The sequence below is a fragment of the Acinetobacter sp. YH12045 genome (genome assembly GCF_013419925.1).
Lineage (GTDB): Bacteria > Pseudomonadota > Gammaproteobacteria > Pseudomonadales > Moraxellaceae > Acinetobacter > Acinetobacter amyesii.
Map to the genome: position 1 here is coordinate 33,874 of NZ_VOZE01000005.1, position 23,772 is coordinate 57,645.

Genomic DNA, 23,772 nt, shown 5'->3' on the forward strand with positions numbered 1-23,772 from the left:
TCATGAGTGATTACATGTCTGAGTTAGATCAAGTGACGTTGCAGCAGCATCAACAGTGGATGCGGCGTGCAATTGCATTGGCACAGCAGGGGCAATACAGCACTCGTCCCAATCCCAATGTGGGCTGTGTGATTGTCAAAGACGGTCAATTGGTTGGTGAAGGTTTTCATCCAAAAGCGGGTCAGCCGCATGCAGAAGTCTTTGCAATGCGTGATGCAGGTGAGGCCGCACGTGGCGCAACCGCTTATGTGACTTTGGAGCCTTGCGCACACTATGGACGTACGCCACCTTGTGCCAAAGGTTTGGTGGAAGCAGGTGTTGCTCAAGTCGTTGTGGCCTGTCCCGATCCCAATCCATTGGTTGCGGGTAAAGGTGTACAAATCTTACGTGATGCTGGCATTGACGTGATCACAGGTATTTGTGAAGCAGAAGCGCATCAATTGAACTCGGGCTTTTTAAAAGCCATGGCGACGGGCATGCCTTATGTCCGCCTCAAAGTTGCATCAAGCCTTGATGGGCGTACGGCCATGGCCTCGGGTGAGTCTAAGTGGATTACGGGTGCAATGGCGCGACAAGATGTACAACATTGGCGTGCGATATCAGGTGCCGTAATCACTGGGATTGAGACTGTATTAGCCGATGATTGCTTACTCAACGTACGTCAGCTCGATGAGGCTGTTGACATGCATAACGTGGTTCAGCCGAAACGTATCGTGCTAGATCGCCAAGGCCGCTTGCCATTAACTGCAAAAATATTGCAGCAACCTGAAACCGTGATGGTCATGGGGCCATATCGTCAGGAACTTGCTGACTTGGGCGTGGTACAATTTGAAATTCAGCCATTGGCCGATCTGTTAGCAGTCTGTGTTCAACAGTTCCAAATTTATGATGTCCTTGTGGAAGCTGGTGCGACACTTTCGACCGCTTTCTTACAAGAACATTTGATCGATGAAATGATCAGTTATGTTGCACCGACCTTGTTGGGTCAGTCAGCACGTGCGATGTTTAATGCGGAATTTGACCGCATGGCAGAGCAGCTTCGATTTAAGCTGAAAGATGTCACTCAATTGGGTGATGACATTCGCTTAAGGTTAATCCCTTCTCAAGAGACGCTATGAATTCAGAGTCTACGGTTTATCACAAACGTCGTCATGCGGCTCGTACCACAGACGAATATCTTTTCCATCAATTGGTTCCTTATTTGGGAAACAAACGCCGTCTATTACATCTGATTTTAGAAGCACTTGAGCAAACGGGAACCTTAAAACGCGAAGATGGTCGTGCGCCGATATTTGCTGACTTTTTTGCAGGTTCGGGTGTGGTATCACGGTTGGCTCGTCAAAACGGCTATCGTGTTATTGCCAATGACTGGGAACCCTACAGCCATGCTTTGAACAGCGCGATTCTCTCTTGTGTTGAAGCACCGGCGTTTAAAGAGTTGGGTGGCTATCAGAAAGCCATTGATTATCTGAACCGTTTGCCAGAAGTGAAAGGTTGGGTGACCCATAACTTGTGTCCACGTAATGATGAAATCTACGATCCGGCACGTGACCGTTTATTCTTTAAACGCCGTAACGGTATGCGTATCGATGCGATTCGTCAGCAAATTGCAACTTGGCAAGCTCAAGGCGCGATTGATGATGTGGAAATGAGTGCTTTATTAGCGCCGTTATTGTATTCAGCAAGTTTTGTCAGTAATACCAGCGGTGTATTTAAAAGCTTCCATCATGGTTGGGGCGGTAAAACCCAAGCGGCCTTGGATCGTATCGGTTCTTTGTTATGGCTGACCCCAAGTCGTTTTTGTGAAATTGGTGATCCGAAAAAACCCGCCGCTGAAATGTGGTGTGTCGACGCACAGCATTTGGCTAATCAGATGAGTGGCTTTGAAGTAGATGTGGCTTATCTCGATCCACCATATAACCAGCACGCTTACAGCAGTAACTACCATGTGTTGAATGCCTTAACGTTATGGGATCAGGTGGATTTACCAACACCAGACACCAAAGGCTTTAAGAGCGGAATCGACCGTGCATGGCGTAAAGAACGTCCAAGTCCGTATAATTCTTCGAAGCATGCGAAAGAAGCTTATGAAAAATTATTAGAAACCATCAATGCACGTTACATCCTGACGAGCTATTCAACCGATGGTAATATCAGCGCCACAGATTTGTTACAAGCCAATTTAAAACGTGGTCGAGTAAGCTTATTGACGCAAGATGTGCCACGTTACCGTGTGAGCAAGCAGCGTCAGTCTGAACGTGCACGCGTACTAGAGTTTATTGTCATCACGGATACGCATGCCAAATCAGGTCCACCAATCCGTCAGTTGTTGAGTCAATTGCACCATTTTGCTGAATTGGGTGGTGTCGATACCTCTGGTGTGAGTACGCAACTTGATTTGTGGTAAAAATCATCGCCCCATATTTTTCAGGGATTGAACATGTTTACAGGCATTATTGAAAGTCTAGGTAAAGTTGAAAGCATTCAAAACGTGGGTGGCGATGTCCGCTTGCGTATCCAGACAGATTTAGACATGTCGGATGTGCATTTGGGGGACTCGATTGCCACCAATGGCATTTGCTTAACCGTGATTGACTTTGGTAGCAATTGGTATGCAGCTGATGTATCACGTGAAAGTTTAAATCGGACCACCTTGGAACACTGGAAAGCAGGGCAGGCAGTAAATGTGGAAAAAGCCATGTTGCCGACCACGCGTTTTGGTGGACATATTGTCAGTGGTCATGTCGATGCAGTGGGTGAAATCACTCAAGTTCGTTCAGATGCACGTTCAATTTATTTTGAAGTGACCGCACCGAAAGAAATTGCACGCTATTTAGCAGAAAAAGGCTCTGTGACCGTGGATGGTATTAGCCTGACAATTAACCATTTACGTGGCAATGTGCTGAGCTTAAATTTAATTCCGCACACGGCTGAACGAACCAATATCGGTACGTGGAAAGCTGGGGCTAAAGTGAACTTGGAAGTAGATGTTTTAGCACGTTATATTGAGCGTTTATTGCTCGGCGATAAAGCCGCTGAGACCACAGCGCAATCGAAAATTAGCTTAGATTTTCTCGCTGAAAATGGCTTCTTGAAATAAGTTGATACCGAAGAAAACCAAACAGTCTGATTGAAAAATTAGACTGTTTTTTTATTTTTGGTGATAATGCGTCGCGGAATGACATATATGATGAATAATCAGACAGGTGATAATGATTGATTTCTTACTGAATCTGGAACAGTGGTTACCCATGTTATTGGAAAATTATGGTGTGTGGATTTATGCCATTTTATTTCTGGTGATATTTTCAGAAACGGGTTCAGTATTTATGTTCTTCCTGCCGGGAGACAGCCTATTGCTTGCCATCGGCGCATTATGCTCAACGACGGAAGTGGTGCATTTACACACTATGGGGCTGCTGTTATTTGTCGCATCGGTCTTGGGCTACTGCGTCAATTACTACACGGGCAGCGTGCTAGGCATTAAGTACTTTAATAAGCACACACGTTACTTTAAGCCCGAATATATGGTCAAAACCAATAAATATTTTATGAAGCATGGTGGTAAAACGATTTTAGTCGCACGCTTTGTACCCTTTGTACGTTCTTTTGCGCCTTTTGCTGCTGGGTCTGCACGCATGAACCTTGGCACATTTATGTTCTATAACGTGCTAGGTGGTTTCATCTGGATTGGATTATTACTCGGTATCGGTTATTTCCTAGGACATACCGTTTCTGCAGTTGCAGATTTGGTCTAAGCCAAACTTAGACATAAAAAAAGCCCACAGTTGTGGGCTTTTTTTATGGAGTAGATGACCACTTAATGTTTTGTAACGGTCACTACATCAAGGGTTTGAAAAATCGAGCTGTGGGGCGGTTGCTGAATGCTAAAACCACCTTTTTCTGATTCACGGCTGAGATAAACCGAAATACTGTGAAAGTCTGAATGACTCAGCCAAAGATCTTTGGCACGAATGTCCCATTGTTCTCCAGCAGATAGAGAGGATATTTTCTGGGTAATCTGGTGAATGATGTCCATATTGAATTCCCATCTGGATGCATGATTATATTTTTAGGATGCCTGAAGCATTGTATTTTGAGGGACAATGCTTCAGTCATATGAACATCATGTTGCAAATACATGTCAGTTTAATGACAGTGACCAGATTTCGATGCACGGCTTAAGATGCTTGGGACGATGTAGATTCTGTCGAAAAATTGGAGTTTTCTAAGATATAGTCAATTTCTTCTTGTGCGGCTGTTTTCAATTTTGCACGGAAATCACTGACGGCCATTTCGATTTGCGTTTCTGCTTCAAGTTCCAAACGCACGCGTACACTTTCGAGTTCTGACAACATCTGTCCTTCGCTCACCGATAAGCTTTGACTTAATCCCGCTAAACCCGTTTCAGGATTTTTATGATAGCGAGCGGCATAGTGTTGTACTTCACGATTAAGATTATGCTGCATCATGGTGAGCGCTTGCGTTTGTGCAGCAAAGCGTAACTCTTCGTCACGTTTCAGTTGTTCTGCATAGGCTTGTTCAGCTTCACGTTTTTCTTCTAAGGCTTTTTCTAAAGCCAGTTGTTTGCGAATACGAGCATCTTCAATCAGCTGTGCTTTCAAATCTGCATAGGCAGACTCAATTTTGTCAAAAGACACTTGCTGCTGCTGTTGGTCATTGACCAGCCATTGTTGAATGTCTGTACTAGGATTGAGTACATCGCAAACGCGACCAAGGTCATCAATAAAGGTCTGACGAATAGCTTCAGGTACTTTTAACCAGCGCTGTTTAAAGTCTGGACCGACATTCAATGCCATGGTGCACCTCCTTGCAAATAGGGTAAAACCAATATCACGTTAAAGTTTATGGGTCTGCGGTTGAACGCCCAAACGTCGATATTGTTTATATTTTTCACGCCCGATAATTTTAGCGGGTTCGTTATTTTCAATAATTTCGATAATGTGACTAAAACTTGCGAACTGTTCAAGTGCTTGATCGTTAAAATTAAACACAATCCAGTCGGCTTGCTCAGGCAATTGGGCAGAAATACAGACCGTTGCCTCGGGTTGATCGATACCATGGGGAATGAAACCTGTGTGATCGAAACTCCACAGGCGTTCATCAAGTTGTTGCTGTAAGTCTGGGTCAGCACAATGTAGCCAAATACGTACAGGCTGACGCAGGATCTTACGGCATAAACGACAAGTGCTTTCGACTTGTCGTTCAGGACTTTTTTCAAATAAATAAAAGCTAACTTTAGCCATTCGCTTGAGCACGATTCGCTAAGAATTGCATTAATAATGGCACAGGACGACCTGTTGCGCCTTTATTTGCACCTGAGTTCCATGCAGTACCAGCAATGTCTAAATGCGCCCAACGATATTCACGCGTAAAGCGTTGAAGGAAACATGCGGCTGTCACAGACCCTGCTTTTGGACCACCAATGTTGGCAATATCTGCAAATGGAGAATCAAGTTGTTCTTGATAATCTTCAATCACTGGCATGCGCCATACGCGGTCAAAGCTATGTTGACCCGCAGCAGTCAATTCAGCCGCAAGTTCATCATCCGGAGTGAACATACCGGTAAGGACTGAACCTAATGCCACAACACATGCACCAGTGAGGGTTGCAATATCAATCACCAGTGCAGGATTAAAGCGTTTTACATAGGTCAAGGTATCGCACAGAACCAAACGACCTTCAGCATCGGTATTTAAAATTTCAACGGTTTGACCGCTCATGGTGGTTACGATGTCGCCCGGGCGAGTGGCATGACCAGACGGCATGTTTTCTGCAGCAGCAATTGCGCCGACCACATGAATCGGTAATTTCGCTTCACACAGCGCACGGATGGTACCCAAAACTGATGCAGAACCGCACATGTCGAATTTCATTTCGTCCATGCCCGCACCTGGTTTAAGTGAGATACCACCCGTATCAAAAGTCACGCCTTTACCAACAAGCACTACAGGGGCTTCTTCACGATTTGAAAGGTATTCGATGGTAATAATACGGCCTGGACGGTCAGAACCTTTACTCACAGCAAGGAAAGCACCCATACCGAGATCAGCCATTTGCTGTTCATCGAGTACAGTCACTTTGAGTTGATCTGGGAATTCAGCTGCAAGCGCTTGAGCTTGTTCGGCTAAATATTCAGGGAAACAGATATTGCCCGGACGGTTACCTAAGTCACGAGTAAAACTTTGACCTGATTGCACTGCAGAAATTAATTCAAGCTGTGCAGTGGTTAATGGACTTTCAGTAGCGATTAAATGGATCTGCTCCAAAACAAATTCATTTTTCTTAGACTTGTATTCATCAAATGCATAAGCCGCTTGCGTCAGGCTAAGTGCAAATAAATAATGTTGTTCTTGTGGTAGAGCAGAGATATCGACACTGATCTGTTTGAATTTTTTTTGTGACGCTTTAATAATAGTTTGTGCAATTTTTGCAAATTTATTGACCTGTAATTCAGCAACTTTGCCGAGGCCTAAAAGAGCGCTATTGCGACAAGCGGCAATGTTCGCCACCAAAGGCAGGCTTTCATTGAGTGCTGCTTTAAATTGAGTTGCTTCAATTAAATTATCTAAATCATTGATTTGATATGAAGTAGCTGCATTTGTAACGTGCTCAGAATCTACTAATATCAACAAATATTGGCTGGACGCATTCGCTTGGAATGACGTATTAATAGAAAGTTTCATGTGCGGTATTTATGCCTTTTTAAATTTATAAACCATTAAACCATTGAAACATTTATATGAATAGAGTTTCAATGAGCAACAAGGGTATAGGTTTTATATTTTCTACATTCGGGTAAACTAACGCTAGTTTTTATTGGCCCTATTTTTGGAAGAATTAATTTGATTATTCGGCGTTATGTGGTCAAGCAAGTGGTGTCGACATCACTGGTTGTGATTGCCTTATTGACCTTGATCATGATGGGTGGTCGTTTGATCAAGTACTTTGGTGTGGCGGCGCAGGGTCGTTTAGATGCAAGTATTTTATTTAGCATCATTGGCTACCGTTTGCCTGAGTTTTTAACTTTAATTCTTCCGCTCGGTTTCTTTATCGGTCTGATGTTGGTCTTTGGTCGTCTGTATGTCGATCATGAAATGGCTGTGCTTAATGGTAGTGGTGTCAGTCGAAATCAATTGTCACGTTTATTGGTGCCGATGACTGTGGTCTTTATGGCTGTTCAAGCATTTTTGATGCTGTGGGCATCGCCTTGGGGCATCCGTCAGTTTGAAGCATTAACGACTTCGCAAGCGGTACGAACAGGCTTTGACTTGGTTCGACCAAAAGAGTTTATTTCCTCTGGGCCCTATACCATTTATGCAGGGGACTTGTCAGAAGACCGTAAAAACTTAAAAGATATTTTCTTTTATCAGCGTGCAGAAAAAGAGGGTAAGCCTGATGTCATTATTTTGGCAAAAGAAGCGACCCGCGTCGAAGTACCCGATGACAATGCCAATGTGGTGGATTTGGTTGAAGGCCGCCGTTACGAAATCTATCCGGGGCAACCGCGTTATTCTCAAGCAGAATTCCAAAGTTATCGTTTACGTTTAGAAAATGATAAAGAAGCAAAATTTGAAAGTACCGAAGTAGAAGCTTTACCTACCTCGAAGTTATGGGATAACCGTCATGATCCTGTGGTTGCCAGCGAACTCGGTTGGCGGATGTTTGTGCCGTTCGCTATTTTGGTGGCGTTATTACTCGCTACCGCTTTGTCTGAAGTGAGTCCTCGTCAAGGGCGTTACCTGAAACTGTTCCCAGCTTTACTTATTTTTGCCAGTTTAATCGTAGCCTTAATGGCGATCAAAACGCGGATCAGTAAAGATGAAATGGGCATCTGGGCTTATCCACTGGTCTTAGTGATTTACGGCATTGCAGCAGCATTGTTCTCGCGTAAACAAAAATTAGCGCCCAAAATTAAGAAACAAATTCAGCGAGTGAGGTCTTAAAATGTTGGCACGTCGTATAGTTGCAAAACATGTGACCAAAACTACTGCTTTAGCCATGCTTGGTGCGACCGCGGTATTGGCTGGCTTACAAGTGCTTTTTACTTATTTAGGTGAATTGGGCTCGCTGAAAGAAGGTTATAACGCATGGAATGCTTTGCAGTATGTGTTATGGAGTTCACCGAATTATTTATATGAAATTTTGCCGATTTCAGCCTTGATTGGTGCAGTACTGGGTTTAGGGACTCTAGCTTCAAACAGTGAATTGATTGTGATGCGTTCGGTCGGCATCAGCCTATGGCGGATTGTGGGCTGGGTGATTCGTTCGGCACTCATTTTGGTGGTTTTATCCTTTGCATTAAGCGAATGGGTCATTCCCTATACCAATGAACAAGCCAAAAGCGTCAAAAGTCACCGCACTGCGGCTGAGTTGGGTGAAGTCAAAGGCTATTGGTCACGTGAAGGCCAGCGCTTTATTTATATTGACTATGCTAATTCGCAAGGTCAAATTAAAGATGTTCAGGTTGTTGATTTTGATGAAAAATATCGTTTGCGAGGCACTTTGGATGCGGAGCAAGGGAATTTTGTCAAAAATGGCTCTTGGACACTGCAAAATTCAACCCAAGTCGACCTATTAGCGACGGGTGATGCTGTAGCTAAGCAAAATGCTGAACAGCCGCTTTCATTGGCCTTGCAACCCAAATATGTGCATATGGTTACCATTGACCCTGAAGACCTATCACCGAGTCAATTGGTGAGCTTTATGAGCTATATGCATGAATATAGCCAAGTCCCGAAGACTTACCAATTGGCGTTTTGGCAAAAGTTTGGTTCACCCTTTGCTTTAATTGCCTTGGTGGTGATCGCGTGTTCTTTTATTTTTGGACCTTTACGTCAACAGTCGATGGGTTTCCGCTTGGTGATTGCCTTATTTGCTGGACTGGGCTTTTACTACTTACAAGATTTCTTAGGTTATGCAAGTTTGGTGTACGCACCATCGCCTGCATGGTTCGTCTTTATACCAATTATTTTGATGTTTGTAGCGGGTGGTTATCTGCTGCACCGCGCACGTTAAGTGCATGCAAGATTGAGTAAAACAATGTTGATGACCTAGATAAACCATGGTTGTCACATAGAGTCTTCACCGAAAATTCGGTAAGATAGTATGATTAATTTATAAACGAAAGAGTGTTCATTATGACGGATGCAACTGCTGGCAAAATCCCACACGTATTGGTAATTATGGATGGTGTGGGTCATCGCGAAGCGGTCGAGGACAATGCCTTTTTAGCAGCAAAACGACCAAACTTGACTGCAATGCAGGAAAAGCATCCGCATGGATTGATTTCAGGCTCTGGCGAAGACGTTGGTTTACCTGATGGACAAATGGGTAACTCTGAAGTGGGCCACATGAACCTTGGTGCAGGACGTGTACTGTATCAAGACTTTACTCGTATTACCAAAGATATTCGTACCGGTGCCTTCTTTGAACATGACGTATTAGTCGATGCGGTTGAAAAAGCCAAAGCTGCAAATCGTGCTGTACATATCATGGGCTTGTTGTCTGAAGGTGGTGTGCATTCACATGAAGATCACATTGTGGCGATGGCTGAATTGGCATTAAAACGCGGTGCAAAAGTGTATCTTCATGCATTCCTTGATGGTCGTGATACGCCACCAAAAAGCGCACAACCTTCGCTTGAAAAATTAGATGCGCTGTTTGCTCAGTATCCGGGTCAAGGTCGTATTGCCACCATGATTGGTCGCTACTTTGCAATGGATCGTGACAACCGTTGGGATCGTGTTGAGCAAGCCTATCGTCTTTTAACTGAAGGTGAAGCAGTGCGTAAAGCAGCGACTGCTGTTGAAGGTCTAGAGCAGGCTTATGCTGCTGAAGAATCAGATGAATTTGTAAAAGCGACGCGTATTGGTGATTTAGCACCGATCCAAGATGGTGATAGCGTTGTCTTTATGAACTTCCGTGCTGACCGTGCGCGTGAAATTACCAAAGCTTTTGTGGAAAAAGATTTTGCAGGTTTTGAACGTAAAGTGGTTCCCGCTTTATCAAAATTTGTCATGTTGACACGTTACCAAGCAACAATTGATGCACCTGTGGCTTATATGCCAGAAGCGTTGCATAACTCGATTGGTGAATACCTGTCTAATTTGGGTAAAACACAACTTCGTATTGCTGAAACTGAAAAATATGCACACGTGACCTTCTTCTTCAGTGGTGGTCGTGAAGATGAATATCCGGGTGAAAAACGTATTTTGATTCCATCGCCAAACGTTGCGACCTATGACTTAAAACCAGAAATGAGTGCTTATGAAGTCACTGATGAATTGGTTGCCGCAATTAATTCAGGTGAGTACGACTTACTGGTGGTGAACTATGCCAATGGTGATATGGTTGGCCATACCGGTGTGTTTGATGCAGCAGTCAAAGCGGTTGAAGCTGTAGACACGTGCTTAGGCCGTGTATATGAAGCTGTGATGGCAAATAAAGGTCACATGCTAGTGACTGCCGATCATGGTAACGTAGAGCAAATGCAGGATTACCAAAGTGGTCAGGTGCATACTCAACATACCACTGAACTTGTGCCATTTATCTATGTTGGTCCGACCAATGCAACAATTGCAGAAGGTGGTGTTTTGGCTGACGTAGCGCCGACACTGTTAACGCTTATGCACATTCCTGTACCAACAGAAATGCAAGGTCGTAACTTGATTACTCTTGAATCTTAAAATGTAAGGAAGCATGAATGACTAAAGCACACTGGACGTCAGTTGTAAGCCTTACAGCCTTGCTGCTGTGTTCTAGTCATTCGACATGGGGAGCCGACAAAGCAAAGTCGGCTTTCGATGAATTTGATGGCAGCTATGAACAAAGTTATGCCGAAGTACCTGTCGAATCCATCCAACAATTTGTTCAGATCTATGGCATTGTCAAAGAAAATTATGTCGTTGAAAAAAATGACGATGCATTATTCCAACAAGCCATCAAAGGCATGGTCAGTGGTTTAGACCGCTATTCACGATATCTTTCACCTGAAGACTATAAGCAGCTTTTGCAATACACTGAAGGGGATATTGCGAGTGTCGATTTCAATTTGCGCTTTGATGCAGGTCTACAGCAATGGGTCATCACCAATTTAAAGCCTGATGCCGACTCAGCAAAGCTAGGTCTGAAAAATGGCGCGGCGGTGTTTAAAATTGATGATCAAGAACTCAAAAAACTCAATCAAGATCAAGTGCGACACCTGCTTACCGGCAGTATAGGCTCGACGCTGAATCTACAGCTGATAACTGCAAGTCAACCGGTCAATTTGGTCAGAAACACTAAAGTTGAAACAGATATAGAATCTAAATTATTAAATAATCAGGTTTTAGTTTTACACGTTAAAGTTTTTCAACAAGATACAGCCAATGAAATTAAGCGTTTAATTGAAAGTCATGGTTCACGTGTCAAAGCCGTATTGTTTGATTTAAGAAATAACCCCGGCGGGTTATTGTCCGCAGCAGTAGAGTCTGCCGATTTATTTTTGAATCAGGGCATTATTGTGTCGACTCGAAGTCGATCTGAGGGTGACCAACAGTTTCAGGCTTTACCGAGTTTTGAATTTCAAAATATGAAAGTTGGTATTTTAATCAACAATCGTTCTGCTTCTGCCGCAGAGGTCTTTACCGCAGCATTAAAAGAGCATAAACGTGCATGGGTAGCGGGTGAGAAAAGTTATGGTAAAGGTGTGGTTCAAAAACTATTTCCATTGAGTAATGGTGCGGCTTTACAAATGACTGTGTCGCAATATCTGACACCGAATGGCAAAATGATTGAAGGAATCGGGGTGCAGCCAGACTATAACTATCCGCTGCAACATGATGCACGTGAAGATCACTATGTCGATCATGTTGCAGAGTTATTACTGAATCAAAAATAAACAGCAATAAGCAGGAAAGCTTTTACTCTTCGTCTTCGGTATCTAAGCCGAATTTTTTCAAACGATAGCGCAATGAACGGAATGACATGCCTAATTTTTTTGCGGCAAGGGTTCGGTTCCAGTGGGTGATGTTTAACGCATTCATGAGCACTTCTTTTTCGATATTTTCTAAAAAGAGTTCTAAACCTTCTTCAGGTAGTTTACGAGGAACCACACTCTGTTCGTTGCTGTTTACAGCAAGCTGAGCAGAATCATTCGTTGTTGGAGCGGAATTGAACTGAGCACTCGGTTGTCTTAATGGCGCACTTTGCAGATGTTGAAGATCAATTTGCTCATCATCGCAGAGGGTCATGGCACGTTCGATAATATTGCGGAGTTCACGGACATTACCCGGATAATATTGGTTGAGTAAGAAGTTTTTCGCTCGTTCAGTCAGAGGCTTAGTGGCAATTTCCCATTCAAGGCTAATTTTTTGAATAAAATGTTGTGCCAATAAGAGGATGTCGTCGCCACGTTCACGTAAGGCAGGCAACACTAAATCCATCACATGGATACGGAAGAATAAATCTTGGCGGAATCGACCTTGTTGGACGAGCGCTTCTAAGTCCTGATGACTGGCACTGATCACACGGAAATCAACATCAATTTCACAGTCTGAACCTACAGGACGAATACGTTTTTCCTGTACTGCCCGTAGCAATTTAACTTGCATGGCTAAAGGTAGTTCGGCAATTTCGTCCAGAAATAAGCTACCGCCATGTGCAGATTGAATCAGACCTTGCTTGTCTTGGGTGGCACCACTAAAGCTGCCTTTTTTATGGCCAAAAAGTTCACTTTCCATTAACTCGGTCGGAATTGCCCCACAGTTAATAGCAATAAAGGGCCCTTCATTACGGTTGCTTAAACGGTGAACCAGATTGGCTACGACCTCTTTACCCGTACCAGATTCACCCGTAATAAAAACAGGTGCTTGTGAACGTGCAATTTTCTTTAGAGTTCGACGCAATTGCTGGATTGGAAGTGATTCACCAATCAACATTTTATGTTCTAAAGCATCTTGCGAAGTAATGTCTTCGGCCAAAGGCTTATTCAGGGCTTTTTGTAGCAGTTGTTCAAGATGTTTTGGATTGATCGGTTTGCTGACAAAATCGAATGCTCCCGCCTTTAATGCGGCAATGGCAATGTCCATGTTGCCATAGGCTGTTAGCACAGCAACTGGAAGGGCAGGACAGTGTTCATTCATCCAATCTAAGAGCTGTAGACCATTACCATCGGGTAAGTTGAGATCGGTTAGGCAGGCATCGTAGCTATAGGTAGACAAGGCTTTTTTAGCTTCGTCGAGGCGATGTGCGACATGCGTTTTAACCCCCATCCTTGATAAAGACATTTGCATCAGCATACATAAGTCTTCTTCGTCATCAACTAATAATACCAGTGGTTGTGAATCCACAGTTTTCCCCTAAAAACAATTAAATAACAGCTTGTAAGCACTCAATCCTAAAGCAAGCTCCCTGTTTTTGTTCTACATAGGAAAGCTGTGCTTGATTCGCTTCACAGAAGCTATGAGCAAGATATAATCCTAAACCAGTTCCAGTAATTTCGGTACTAAAAAATGGTTGAAATAACTGTGCGCGGTTTTGTAAAGCAACCCCATGACCGAAATCTCGGACATCGATCTGGACTTTTTTCTGATCCGTACGCGCCACCACTTCGATATACGACATGTCCGGATTGTTATGGCGAATCGCATTACGAATCAGGTTGATTAAAATTTGTCTGAACTGTGCCTCATCAAAATCGATAAAGGTTTTGGCTTGTACATTGAGCCGAATGTTCTGTTGAATGTCTGCCAGATCTTCTTGTAGGAACAGCGGTAAAAATTGCTCTAGATTCAGACGAGTCGGATGGGTTTCCTTATTGCGCACCATATTTAGGGTGTCTTGAATAATTCGATCAATCCGCACCGCTTGACGTGAAATCATATGATTCAACATGTGCTGTTGTTCGGTATCACTTTGCGGATATAAATCATTGGCATGCACAATTGCGGCTAAAGGATTGCGAATTTCGTGAGCAATACTGGCGGAGAGTTGCCCTAAAGCGGCTAATTTTAGTTGTTGCACTTGCTGATTGAGTTTTTGTGCATCTTGTAAAATCAGCAAGGTCAGCATTTGATGCGGCACAACGAGTTTTTGTACCAGTACCTGAATGTGGTATTGGCTTTGTTGCGATTCAAATTGAAATTTTTCCCCGCTTTTTAAATCTTCAAACTTGAGTAATTCAAATAAGTCGGGCTGCGTGGTATACAGTGGATATTGATCATGATGATAAGAATTTGGCATGCCGAGTAAATGGCAAGCAGCAGGATTACTCAGCACCACATGACAGTTTTCATCCAAAACCAAATAGCCCGTATCAATCTGTTCTAAAATATAGCGGTTAATGTTTTGTAGCCGATGGAGCTCTAAAGATTGCGAAAAATTCAGATTTTCTAATAACTGGAAACGTTTCACGGCAATTTGCGCACTGCCATATACTACACAAAATAAAAAAGCCAAAATCGCACTGTTAGTTAAATTTTTAAGTGAGGTAAATTCAAGAATTGAACCTAAAAACAGTTGATATACTACACAGATCACAGCGATGAGGGTGATGACCAAAGCTTTTTGGGCATCTAATAACAGGGATGCTGCAAAAATCGTAATCACAAACAGCAAACTCAAATGTAAATTGGGTCCATCGATGGCTAAGGTCAGTAAGCTCAGCGAAATCACATCTACGATGAATAACAGCAGTAGCTGGTTTGGAATACGGACTTTGAAACGTCCAAGCGACATGAATTGAATGCTGGTAAACAGCAAATAAATCGTCAATACATATAGGTATAAACGTGGGTATTCATAATCTGAAGTGAATTGAGTGTAGGTCAGTAAAAAGACCAGTAACAGACAGGCACTGATGATAAAGCGATAAGCACTGTACCAAAGGCCCAAATGATACTGGTTCAATTCACTATGAATTGAACGCTGTGTCATAAGTAACAGGATGTACGTTGTGTTAAGGTTTGATTAACCCGTAGCGAATTGCCAAGTGAGTTAGTTTGACATCACTATCAATATTCAGTTTTTCAAAAATGCGGTAACGGTAGGTATTCACTGTTTTAACACTAACGAATAATTTATCAGAAATTTCTTGTGCACTAATACAATTGACCACCATCATGGCAACTTGCATTTCACGCTCAGACAGGGCGTCAAAAGGTGATTGTTGTGTATCAGACAAATATGAGCTGGCCAGTTGTTCTGCAATGTCTGCACTGAAATATTTGCCACCTTGCATCACTTTATTAATCGCACGGACCATTTCAGTAACTGGTGCACCTTTGGTGATATAGCCTTTGGCACCTGCTTTTAACAATAAAGACGGGTAGGGTTCTTCAGCAAGTCCACTGACTGCAAGGACTTTTGTATCTGGCGCTGTTTGGAGTAGGCGACGTGTGGTTTCTACCCCCCCGATCCCCGGCATATTGACATCTAATAAAACAACATTTGGATGGTGTTGGCGAACAAGTGTAATCGCATCTTCACCCGATTCGGCTTGTCCAATGACTTGGATATCTGCATGGTCTTCGAGCATACGGCAAATACCAGTACGGACTAATTCATGGTCATCTACCACCAAAACTGTGATCACCTACACTCTCCCTCAAATCAAAACCTGTTTTTTTTGTTACATAAAGCAAAATAAGCTTGCAATGAAACGACAAAATTAGCAATCCTATTCTTATATGAAATGAAAAACTTCATACACAATGTGTGAGCAAAAAATGTTCGTAGTTGTGACCAATGTACGGCATATTGCTGGTCTTGCGCAAATGTTTAGTATCCTGAGTTGAGTGAGCAATGGTGAAAAAATTAAATAAATCCTTCATGCACGTTTTGGGCATGTCAATTTTATTCAGTATGAGCAGTTTCAGTTCTGCTGAAATTGTGATGAATAGTGCTGCAAATCAGCAGTCAAATATTAGCTGGTCATCTGAAGATGCAAACCAGTTACTCAACGGTGACGTGTCTTATAGCGCTGAAGAGCCATCTCCTCAAGGGTCAACTAAAGTGACTACTTCTGTACGTAGTACAGGCGGTGTGGTACAGACAGCACCATCGAAAACGGTCCGTATTATTGATACCAATCAATACGCAGGACAGCCCTCTGTAAATGCGCGTGCAGCACTGGTTATGGATGGTCAAACTGGTGAAGTGCTATATAGCAAAAATAGCAATACCGCTTTACCGATTGCATCGATTACCAAACTCATGACAGCAGTAGTGATTTCAGATGCCCGATTAAACATGTCTGAAAAGATTACCTTACAACAGTCTGATTTCTCATGTTCAGGTTGTAAAAGCTCAAGTTCAACACTTCGTGCTGGCGACAGTATGAACCGCGCAGAAGCATTGCTGTTTGCTTTAATGAAGTCTGAAAATCCAGCGGCTTCGGCATTAGCACGTACTTATCCAGGTGGTCGTTCTGCATTTATTGCAGCGATGAATGCGAAAGCACGCTCATTGGGGATGAACTCGACTCATTATATGGAATCGACTGGCTTGCATCCAGGCAATGTTGCTTCGGCACGTGACTTAGGTATTTTGGTGAATACCGCTTCGCAGTATGGTTTGATTCGCCAATTTTCAACCACACCAAGTTATGACTTTAATTTGGGCTACCGCGTGTTGAAATCAAACAATACTAATGCTTTAGTGCGTAATGGTGGTTGGAATATTAATATTTCGAAAACTGGATTTATTAATGAAGCAGGGCGCTGTGTAGTGATGCATACCACACTGAATAACCGTCCAGCGGTGGTGGTGTTATTGGGTGCGGATTCTTCAGTTGCACGAACCAATGATGCGACTCGTTTAATGAATTGGGCGAGCCAGTTACCAAAACGTATTTAATAAGATTTCAGATTTTTCATTCTTTCAGTATTTGGATTTACTCAACGTTTAAATGCTGAAGTGAATGCAAGATATAAAAAGCCCTGCAAGAGCAGGGCTTTTTTATTTAGTCAGCATATGAATTACATATTTGACAGAATTGAATCGCGAACTTGATCCATAGTTGCATCAATCGACAACATTACTGCATCTTGGCATTGCTTGATGGCAGTGTCAGGATCTTTTAAACCGTTACCTGTTACAGTACATACGATCACAGAACCTTCAGCAATTTTACCTGCTTTAATGTCACGAATCGCACCACCGATAGACGCTGCAGAAGCAGGTTCTACGAATACACCTTCGTACATAGACAGTAGACGCTGTGCTTCTAAGATTTCAGCATCTTGAAGTTCATCGAACCAGCCTTCTGAGTCGCGGACTACTGCTTTAGCATGGTTCCAGCTTTGTGGGTTACCAATACGGATCGCAGTTGCTACAGTTTCAGGGTTTTCTACAGGTGCACCGCGTAGGAATGGTGCCGCGCCAGCAGCTTGGTAACCCACCATTGTTGGTAGACCCGCAGGTTTTGGACCTGTAAATTGATCAGTTTCAGGATCATAAACCACTTGTACAAATTCTTCTTTAGGCTGATTCGCCACAGCTTCGGTATAACCCATCCAGTGTGCTGTGATGTTACCCGCATTACCTACAGGTAAGCAGTGGTAATCTGGCGCACGACCTAATTCGTCAACGATTTCGTAAGCAATGGTTTTTTGACCTTGCAGACGGTATGGGTTGATTGAGTTTACAATCGTAACTGGTGCTTGATCTGCAACTTCTTTTACAAGACGCATACCGTCATCGAAGTTACCGTGAATTTGCATTGTTACCGCGCCATACATCATCGCTTGTGCCATTTTACCCATGGCAATTTTGCCTTCTGGGATGAGCACAAATGCTTTAATGCCTGCACGTGCAGCATAAGCAGCCGCTGCAGCAGATGTATTACCTGTAGATGCACAGATAATTGCTTTAGAGCCTTCTTCAACTGCTTTTGTTACAGCCATGGTCATACCACGGTCTTTAAATGAACCAGTCGGGTTTAAGCCCTCGTACTTCACATAAATTTCAACATTTTTGCCAATAATGCGTGGAATATTCTCAAGCTTAATCAGTGGCGTATTACCTTCGCCCAAAGAAATTGCGCGAGTAGTTGCAGATACGGGTAAACGGTCGCGATAGCGGTCAACTAAACCAGTATAACGATTGGCATTAGACATGATGATGTTCCAATTGTGTGTAGAGCTTGGCGAGAGGAACTGAAATATTCCCCTCGACCCGATTAATTATCAAGCGATTCTAAACGAATTCGTACAATTTCGCCATGAATGACAGGCAATGCTTGAATTTGTTGAAGTGCTTCATCCATTTTAGATTCTTTGACTGGATCAGTCAGAATCACGATAGGAATAAGGTCTTTTAAGCGCGGTTGTTGCATGATCGCATCGATGCTGATTCCCGCACGGCTTAAAATCGTCGTCACATCAGCAAGAACGCCAGTTTGATCTTCGGCATTAATACGGATGTAGTATCCAGTGGTCATTTCTTCACGTGGAAGAATTGGTAAATCGGTCAGTGCTTCAAAAGCAAGCTGTGGAATTGTACCTGCGCCATCTTCGGTATATGAGATGTCACGGACAATATCGACAACATCAGCAACCACCGCTGATGCGGTCGGGCCTGCACCTGCACCTGCGCCATAGTAAAGCGTTGGACCAACGGCATTGGCTTGAACCAATACGGCATTTTTAACGCCATTTACATTGGCAATCAGTTGGTCTTCAGGGATCAGCGTTGGATGTACACGAAGTTCAATACCCGTTGCAGCACGACGTGCAATACCTAAATGTTTAATACGGAAACCAAGGTCTTCAGCATATTTGACATCTTGCGCAGTAACTTTGCTGATGCCTTCAGTGAAGACTTTGTCAAATTGGAGTGGGATACCAAAAGCAATAGAAGCCAGCAATGTTAACTTGTGCGCCGCATCGATCCCTTCGACGTCGAATGTTGGATCTGCTTCGGCATAACCGAGTTCTTGCGCTTCTTTGAGAACGTCTGCAAAGGCACGACCTTTTTCACGCATTTCAGTCAGGATAAAGTTACCAGTACCGTTAATGATACCTGCAAGCCAGTCAATTTTATTGGCTGCCAAACCCTCACGGAGGACTTTAATAATTGGGATACCACCTGCGACAGCTGCTTCATAAGCAATCTGAACGTGATGATCATCGGCCAATTTAAATAATTCATTACCGTGTTCAGCTAATAACGCTTTGTTGGCTGTGACCACTTGTTTGCCATGAACGATTGCTTCACGAATCACTTCATACGCAGGGTGAATGCCGCCCATAACTTCAACTACAACGTCTACATCGGGTTGACGGACGATATCTAATAAATCAGCACTTTGCTTCACTGAAGCAGGCAGTTCTAAATCAGGACGAGGGCGACGCGTACCCACATGGGTAATTTCAATTTCACGACCGGTGCGACGTTTAATCTCAGCAGCATTTTCTTTTAGTAGTTTAAGGGCACCACCACCCACAGTACCAAGACCGAGGATTGCCAGACGAACTGGTTTCACGTCACACTCCATTTATTTCATCATTGCTTTAAGTGAGTTTAGATCATAGCTAAAAAAACGTTCGGACTCTAGGGTAGAAATCACTTTATTCCCACCCATAAAAAACATTCATTTAGCCTATAAAAATTAGTTATTTAAGCGCACTTTCAAGTTCGGAAGCCGACATGTAAGCACCGATGTGTTTGCCTTCTGCGTTATAGATCGCTGGCGTACCATTCACACCAATATTTAGACCCATTTCATACATGCTGCGCACTGGGTTTTTACATGATGCTGGCTCGATTTGCTCACCGGCAATGGCTTTATCAAATGCGGCACGACGGTCTTTGCTACACCAGATAGTTTCCATCATTGGCATGTGTTGTTCACCACGTGGCCAAGCGATATAACGGACTTCAATGCCACGGGCATTAATATCATCCATTTGTTCATGTAATTTGTGGCAATAAGGACAGCTGACATCGGTAAACACATAAACCACGTGTTTGGTTTTACCTTTGGCTTTATAAATCAGTAGGTCTTCAGTTTTTAATTGATCAAATAATTTTTTGTTAGCCTCTGCTTGTAGGGTATCGCCTACATTAAAGAGTTGCTTTTCACCTAAACGAACCACGTCGCCTTGGAAAATGTATTTACCATCAGCTGTAGCATAGACCGCAGGCATGCCTTCAAAGCTTACCCAAAACAAATTAGGAACTTCAGTCGCTTTCACCCCAGTGACTTTGGCATTGATATTGGCTTTTTGCAGATTGGATTGCAAAGTATCAATTAAACGCTGCTGAGCATTACGTTCAGATAAATTCGAAGCTTCACCAGTTGCAGGCGTACTTGCCGTTAATGTCGCATCTTTCTTTTCGTCATTATTTGAATTAGAACAAGCCACTAACGCCATACTGGCAACAAGTGTCGATGCGAGAAAAATTTTTGAACGGGTAAATAACATAAACAACCCTTTTCTTTTAGCTTTATCAAACAGGTGAGTAAGCATAGCAAAAAATATCGGGCACAATAGAACTTCTTGGTCTGATATTTCCTGCCGTTAAGCTCTCGGATGATAGTCTGCATGTAATTTTTGCATACGAACCTGCGCGACATGGGTATAAATTTGCGTGGTAGACAAGTCACTGTGGCCGAGCAGCATCTGCACGACACGTAAGTCGGCACCGTGGTTGAGCAAATGCGTGGCAAAGGCGTGGCGTAAGGTATGTGGTGATAATTCGGCTTGAATGCCTGCAATGAGCGCATAGCGTTTAATCGCGTACCAAAAGTTTTGGCGACTCATCATTCCACCGAGTTGAGTGAGAAATAAAGCATCGGTTGCGCTTTTGTATAAGACGGGGCGTGATTCGGCTAAATATTTCTCGATCCATTCCACCGCCACTTGTCCTAAAGGGACTAAGCGTTCTTTATTGCCTTTACCAGTAATCCGTAAATAGCCTTGTTTCAGATTGATCAGTTCTAATCTTAAATTTAATAACTCAGAGACACGTAAACCACAGGCATACAGCACTTCGAGCATGGCACGATCACGTAGACCCAAAGCGGTGCTGAGGTCTGGGGCATTGATCAGGGCTTCGACATCTGTTTCGGATAAGTCCTTTGGTAGGGCACGACCCAATTTGGGTGTTTTGTGGATTGCAACAGGATTGTCGTTGCGTATTTTTTGTTCGCGTAAGAACTTGAAAAATGAACGCAGTGCAGAAAGTGAGCGGGCGATCGAGCGAGGGCTTTTTCCTTGTTTCGTCAGGCTAAGCAAGACATCTGAAATGTCGTCACTGCTCCAATCAGTCATGACATGCGTATGACACTCACTGCATTGAATTAAATCAGATAAATATGCATTTCGTGTATGTGGACTGACGGTTTGAGCTATTAAATGATCACGATATCCGTGTAAAAAACTGAGTGATTCTGGAATTTGGACTGGGGTTGGAATACGTGGTTTTTTATTTAACATGTGCCGCTCATTTTCGAAATTAAACCAAGAAATCACAATGGTTTAATGCAATGTAATTTAAAAAAATAGTCGTGTCGATGCTAGATTGTTAAATGAGAATTGAAATCGAATCCGATTTGTTAATTATTCTCATTTGTTTGTATAATGTTCAAAATTTTTTAGGGTTAGTTGCGTGCGATTATCTGATTTGAAAGTGAAACAAAGCGCAGTCATTCATAAGCTGCATCGTAACCAGAATGGCAACAATGCTCCGGCTGATTTAGTCGCTAGCCGTTTAGAGACTTTGGGTTTTGTTCCCGGAACAAAAGTACAGGTGATTACCAAAGGTATTTTTGGTGGTGACCCGATTTTAATTCAAGTTGGGTTTACTCGTTTCGCACTGCGAAAAATAGAAGCTGAAAAAGTGGAAATAGCAATGGAAGGGGCATCAGCATGAGTGATGCGTTACGTATTGCCCTCGTTGGTAATCCAAACTGTGGTAAAACTTCATTATTCAATCATTTAACGGGTACACGTCAGAAAGTTGCGAACTATGCTGGGGTAACGGTTGAGCGCAAGGTTGGTCAATTTACTTTGCCATCGGGTAAATCTGTTCGAGTTTTGGATTTGCCGGGGACGTATAGCTTAGAAGCGACGAGTCCTGATGAAGCCATTACGCGTGATGTCGTGCAAGGTAAAATTGCAGAAGAAGGGCATCAAGATGTCTTTTTATGTGTAGTTGATGCGACAAACTTAAAATTGCACCTCGGTTTGGTCATGGAAATGATCGATTTGGGTCGACCAATTTTACTTGTCCTCAATATGATGGATGAAGCACGCCGTCGTGGCATGCAAATCAATACCCAAAAGCTGTCTCAGCGTTTGGGCGTTCCTGTTGTAGAAACCGTTGCTGTACGTAATGCAGGTATTGAAAACTTAATGGGTGCTTTGGATGCTGAAGGTTTCAGAAAACCAGATGCGTCATTAAGTGATACCAATCTTTCTGGGACTAACCACGAAAAAATTGAACAAATTTTAAAAGACGTGGTGATGTTTGTTGATCATGAAGATAAACGCTCAGACTTCCTTGATAAAATTTTTCTACATCCAGTCTTTGGTTTAATTACCTTAGCGGTGATGATGTTTATTATCTTCCAAGCGGTGTTTGCGTGGGCTGCGCCGTTTATGGATGGTATTGAAACCTTCTTCGGTTGGTTCGGTGAATTGGTCGGTGAACATATTTCACATCCACTCCTGAACAGCTTGGTGGTTGATGGGATCATTGCGGGTGCAGGCGGCGTGGTGGTGTTTTTACCGCAGATTTTAATTTTATTCTTCTTTATTTTGGTTTTAGAAGAATCAGGTTATTTACCACGTGCAGCATTCTTGCTAGATAAGCTGATGTTTAAAGCCGGACTGAGTGGACGTGCTTTTATTCCTCTGCTATCGAGCTTTGCTTGTGCTGTACCGGGCATCATGGCAACTCGGAGTATTCAAGACCCCCGAGATCGTCTGGTAACGATTTTAGTTGCGCCATTGATGACCTGTTCGGCACGTTTACCGGTTTATGCTTTGCTGATCTCAGCATTTATTCCACAGCAAATGGTCTGGGGCGTCTTTAACTTACAAGGCTTGGTGTTATTTGCATTATATGCAGCCGGGATTGTGAGTGCCTTAATTGTGGCAACAGTGCTGAAATTCTTCCAAAAAGATAAATCACAGCATGCCTTATTGATGGAACTTCCAAGCTACCGTTTCCCAGATATTAAGAGTGTTTGGATTGGTTTACTGGACCGTGCCAAGATTTTCTTGAAACGTGTCGGTGGCATCATTTTCGCTTTATCGATTTTGTTATGGTTCTTGTGTACTTTCCCGCAACCGCCAGAAGGCGCAACCTTGCCGGATATTGATTATTCATTGGCAGGTATGCTTGGGCATGTATTACAACCGATTTTTGCACCATTAGGTTTTAACTGGCAGATCTGTATTGCCTTAATTCCAGCGATGGCTGCACGTGAAGTCGTTGTGGCGGCATTGGGTACGGTGTATGCCTTGTCTGCAACAGATGACGATGCTATGTCTCAAGGTCTGGCAAATTTAATTAGTAGCGATGGGTCATTGGGTTGGTCATTGGCAACCGGTCTATCATTATTGGTGTGGTTTATTTATGCGCCACATTGCTTGGCGACACTGGCGACAGTTAAACGTGAAACTGGCTCCTTGAAGACGGTGAGTTTCATGACCATCTATTTATTTGGTTTGGCTTATTTAATGGCATTCATCACGTATCAAATTGCAACACGCTATTTTGGATAGTGAATCTTGAATGGCAAAAGCTGAACAAAGGAG

At 43.1% G+C, this 23,772-nt stretch carries 22 protein-coding genes; 11 read left to right on the plus strand and 11 right to left on the minus strand.

The features are described 5' to 3' along the window. Positions 1-14: 14 nt before the first annotated feature. From ribD to FTU02_RS08200, 4 genes are all read left to right on the plus strand, one after another. Positions 15-1,118, plus strand: coding sequence for a bifunctional diaminohydroxyphosphoribosylaminopyrimidine deaminase/5-amino-6-(5-phosphoribosylamino)uracil reductase RibD (ribD, locus tag FTU02_RS08185; protein WP_180133266.1), 1,104 nt, complete (start codon positions 15-17; stop codon positions 1,116-1,118). Next, complete coding sequence (locus FTU02_RS08190) at positions 1,115-2,407, plus strand: DNA adenine methylase (protein WP_078189462.1); 1,293 nt, start codon at positions 1,115-1,117, stop codon at positions 2,405-2,407. The genes ribD and FTU02_RS08190 overlap by 4 nt, the downstream gene beginning before the upstream one ends. Positions 2,408-2,440: 33 nt before the next feature. Then, positions 2,441-3,100: a riboflavin synthase gene (locus FTU02_RS08195; RefSeq protein WP_078192598.1), complete on the plus strand. Its 660-nt coding sequence runs from the start codon at positions 2,441-2,443 to the stop codon at positions 3,098-3,100. A 112-nt stretch (positions 3,101-3,212) separates the two neighbouring features. After that, on the plus strand, positions 3,213-3,758 hold the full coding sequence (locus FTU02_RS08200; RefSeq protein ID WP_078192597.1) for a VTT domain-containing protein: 546 nt from the start codon (positions 3,213-3,215) through the stop codon (positions 3,756-3,758). A gap of 62 nt (positions 3,759-3,820) precedes the next feature. Here FTU02_RS08200 and FTU02_RS08205 read toward each other — a convergent pair whose 3' ends face one another. From FTU02_RS08205 to FTU02_RS08220, 4 genes are all read right to left on the minus strand, one after another. Next, the gene (locus tag FTU02_RS08205) at positions 3,821-4,039 is read right to left on the minus strand and encodes a hypothetical protein (RefSeq protein ID WP_078192596.1); all 219 of its coding nucleotides are present in this window, start codon (positions 4,037-4,039) and stop codon (positions 3,821-3,823) included. A 142-nt stretch (positions 4,040-4,181) separates the two neighbouring features. Beyond that, positions 4,182-4,820, minus strand: coding sequence for a hypothetical protein (locus FTU02_RS08210; RefSeq protein WP_180156679.1), 639 nt, complete (start codon positions 4,818-4,820; stop codon positions 4,182-4,184). A gap of 39 nt (positions 4,821-4,859) precedes the next feature. Beyond that, positions 4,860-5,267 (minus strand): DNA polymerase III subunit chi, encoded by a 408-nt coding sequence (locus FTU02_RS08215; RefSeq protein ID WP_078192594.1) that lies wholly within the window; start codon positions 5,265-5,267, stop codon positions 4,860-4,862. After that, positions 5,260-6,708 carry a leucyl aminopeptidase gene (locus FTU02_RS08220; protein WP_111884849.1) on the minus strand — a complete coding sequence of 483 codons (1,449 nt, stop codon included), beginning with the start codon at positions 6,706-6,708 and terminating at the stop codon, positions 5,260-5,262. The genes FTU02_RS08215 and FTU02_RS08220 overlap by 8 nt, the downstream gene beginning before the upstream one ends. 159 nt (positions 6,709-6,867) lie before the next feature. Between FTU02_RS08220 and lptF the strand changes: the two genes are divergently transcribed. The 4 genes from lptF to FTU02_RS08240 all read left to right on the plus strand — a co-directional run bounded on the left by lptF (position 6,868) and on the right by FTU02_RS08240 (position 11,903). Continuing rightward, positions 6,868-7,968 carry an LPS export ABC transporter permease LptF gene (gene lptF, locus FTU02_RS08225; RefSeq protein WP_180156681.1) on the plus strand — a complete coding sequence of 367 codons (1,101 nt, stop codon included), beginning with the start codon at positions 6,868-6,870 and terminating at the stop codon, positions 7,966-7,968. A 1-nt stretch (position 7,969) separates the two neighbouring features. Then, a complete protein-coding gene (gene lptG, locus FTU02_RS08230) occupies positions 7,970-9,040 on the plus strand; it encodes an LPS export ABC transporter permease LptG (RefSeq protein ID WP_168378229.1) in 1,071 nt (356 codons plus the stop codon). 122 nt (positions 9,041-9,162) lie between these two features. Beyond that, the gene (gene gpmI / locus FTU02_RS08235; protein WP_180156683.1) at positions 9,163-10,710 is read left to right on the plus strand and encodes a 2,3-bisphosphoglycerate-independent phosphoglycerate mutase; all 1,548 of its coding nucleotides are present in this window, start codon (positions 9,163-9,165) and stop codon (positions 10,708-10,710) included. Positions 10,711-10,727: 17 nt separating this feature from the next. After that, on the plus strand, positions 10,728-11,903 hold the full coding sequence (locus tag FTU02_RS08240) for a S41 family peptidase (protein ID WP_078192589.1): 1,176 nt from the start codon (positions 10,728-10,730) through the stop codon (positions 11,901-11,903). Positions 11,904-11,925: 22 nt separating this feature from the next. Here the strand turns inward: FTU02_RS08240 and FTU02_RS08245 are convergent, their stop codons facing one another. The 3 genes from FTU02_RS08245 to FTU02_RS08255 are packed head-to-tail and all read right to left on the minus strand — an operon-like array spanning position 11,926 to position 15,596. Beyond that, a complete protein-coding gene (locus FTU02_RS08245) occupies positions 11,926-13,353 on the minus strand; it encodes a sigma-54 dependent transcriptional regulator (protein WP_180156685.1) in 1,428 nt (475 codons plus the stop codon). Between the two features lie 19 nt (positions 13,354-13,372). Beyond that, positions 13,373-14,938 (minus strand): PAS domain-containing sensor histidine kinase, encoded by a 1,566-nt coding sequence (locus tag FTU02_RS08250; protein ID WP_180156687.1) that lies wholly within the window; start codon positions 14,936-14,938, stop codon positions 13,373-13,375. A gap of 22 nt (positions 14,939-14,960) precedes the next feature. Beyond that, the gene (locus FTU02_RS08255; RefSeq protein WP_180024243.1) at positions 14,961-15,596 is read right to left on the minus strand and encodes a response regulator; all 636 of its coding nucleotides are present in this window, start codon (positions 15,594-15,596) and stop codon (positions 14,961-14,963) included. A gap of 212 nt (positions 15,597-15,808) precedes the next feature. Between FTU02_RS08255 and FTU02_RS08260 the strand changes: the two genes are divergently transcribed. Further along, positions 15,809-16,858 (plus strand): serine hydrolase, encoded by a 1,050-nt coding sequence (locus FTU02_RS08260; protein ID WP_180084632.1) that lies wholly within the window; start codon positions 15,809-15,811, stop codon positions 16,856-16,858. Between the two features lie 122 nt (positions 16,859-16,980). On the opposite strand, the gene thrC is transcribed toward FTU02_RS08260, so the two are convergent. The 4 genes from thrC to xerD form a co-directional block, all read right to left on the minus strand. Continuing rightward, positions 16,981-18,120, minus strand: coding sequence for a threonine synthase (gene thrC, locus FTU02_RS08265; RefSeq protein ID WP_078192584.1), 1,140 nt, complete (start codon positions 18,118-18,120; stop codon positions 16,981-16,983). A gap of 62 nt (positions 18,121-18,182) precedes the next feature. Next, positions 18,183-19,487: a homoserine dehydrogenase gene (locus FTU02_RS08270; RefSeq protein ID WP_078192857.1), complete on the minus strand. Its 1,305-nt coding sequence runs from the start codon at positions 19,485-19,487 to the stop codon at positions 18,183-18,185. A gap of 130 nt (positions 19,488-19,617) precedes the next feature. Then, positions 19,618-20,430, minus strand: coding sequence for a DsbC family protein (locus FTU02_RS08275; RefSeq protein WP_078189446.1), 813 nt, complete (start codon positions 20,428-20,430; stop codon positions 19,618-19,620). A 96-nt stretch (positions 20,431-20,526) separates the two neighbouring features. Next, on the minus strand, positions 20,527-21,444 hold the full coding sequence (gene xerD / locus FTU02_RS08280) for a site-specific tyrosine recombinase XerD (RefSeq protein WP_180156689.1): 918 nt from the start codon (positions 21,442-21,444) through the stop codon (positions 20,527-20,529). Between the two features lie 172 nt (positions 21,445-21,616). Between xerD and FTU02_RS08285 the strand changes: the two genes are divergently transcribed. Together FTU02_RS08285 and feoB are read left to right on the plus strand one after the other, a co-directional pair. Then, the gene (locus FTU02_RS08285) at positions 21,617-21,880 is read left to right on the plus strand and encodes a FeoA family protein (protein WP_180156691.1); all 264 of its coding nucleotides are present in this window, start codon (positions 21,617-21,619) and stop codon (positions 21,878-21,880) included. Next, positions 21,877-23,739 carry a ferrous iron transport protein B gene (gene feoB, locus FTU02_RS08290; RefSeq protein WP_180156693.1) on the plus strand — a complete coding sequence of 621 codons (1,863 nt, stop codon included), beginning with the start codon at positions 21,877-21,879 and terminating at the stop codon, positions 23,737-23,739. The genes FTU02_RS08285 and feoB overlap by 4 nt, the downstream gene beginning before the upstream one ends. Positions 23,740-23,772: the final 33 nt, after the last annotated feature.

Bases quoted from the DNA above. Each gene is read 5' to 3' on its own strand.
- ribD (WP_180133266.1), top strand. From the start codon at position 15: ATGTCTGAGTTAGATCAAGTGACGTTGCAGCAGCATCAACAGTGGATG.
- FTU02_RS08190 (WP_078189462.1), top strand. From the start codon at position 1,115: ATGAATTCAGAGTCTACGGTTTATCACAAACGTCGTCATGCGGCTCGT.
- FTU02_RS08195 (WP_078192598.1), top strand. From the start codon at position 2,441: ATGTTTACAGGCATTATTGAAAGTCTAGGTAAAGTTGAAAGCATTCAA.
- FTU02_RS08200 (WP_078192597.1), top strand. From the start codon at position 3,213: ATGATTGATTTCTTACTGAATCTGGAACAGTGGTTACCCATGTTATTG.
- FTU02_RS08205 (WP_078192596.1), bottom strand. From the start codon at position 4,039: ATGGACATCATTCACCAGATTACCCAGAAAATATCCTCTCTATCTGCT.
- FTU02_RS08210 (WP_180156679.1), bottom strand. From the start codon at position 4,820: ATGGCATTGAATGTCGGTCCAGACTTTAAACAGCGCTGGTTAAAAGTA.
- FTU02_RS08215 (WP_078192594.1), bottom strand. From the start codon at position 5,267: ATGGCTAAAGTTAGCTTTTATTTATTTGAAAAAAGTCCTGAACGACAA.
- FTU02_RS08220 (WP_111884849.1), bottom strand. From the start codon at position 6,708: ATGAAACTTTCTATTAATACGTCATTCCAAGCGAATGCGTCCAGCCAA.
- lptG (WP_168378229.1), top strand. From the start codon at position 7,970: ATGTTGGCACGTCGTATAGTTGCAAAACATGTGACCAAAACTACTGCT.
- gpmI (WP_180156683.1), top strand. From the start codon at position 9,163: ATGACGGATGCAACTGCTGGCAAAATCCCACACGTATTGGTAATTATG.
- FTU02_RS08240 (WP_078192589.1), top strand. From the start codon at position 10,728: ATGACTAAAGCACACTGGACGTCAGTTGTAAGCCTTACAGCCTTGCTG.
- FTU02_RS08250 (WP_180156687.1), bottom strand. From the start codon at position 14,938: ATGACACAGCGTTCAATTCATAGTGAATTGAACCAGTATCATTTGGGC.
- thrC (WP_078192584.1), bottom strand. From the start codon at position 18,120: ATGTCTAATGCCAATCGTTATACTGGTTTAGTTGACCGCTATCGCGAC.
- FTU02_RS08275 (WP_078189446.1), bottom strand. From the start codon at position 20,430: ATGTTATTTACCCGTTCAAAAATTTTTCTCGCATCGACACTTGTTGCC.
- xerD (WP_180156689.1), bottom strand. From the start codon at position 21,444: ATGTTAAATAAAAAACCACGTATTCCAACCCCAGTCCAAATTCCAGAA.
- feoB (WP_180156693.1), top strand. From the start codon at position 21,877: ATGAGTGATGCGTTACGTATTGCCCTCGTTGGTAATCCAAACTGTGGT.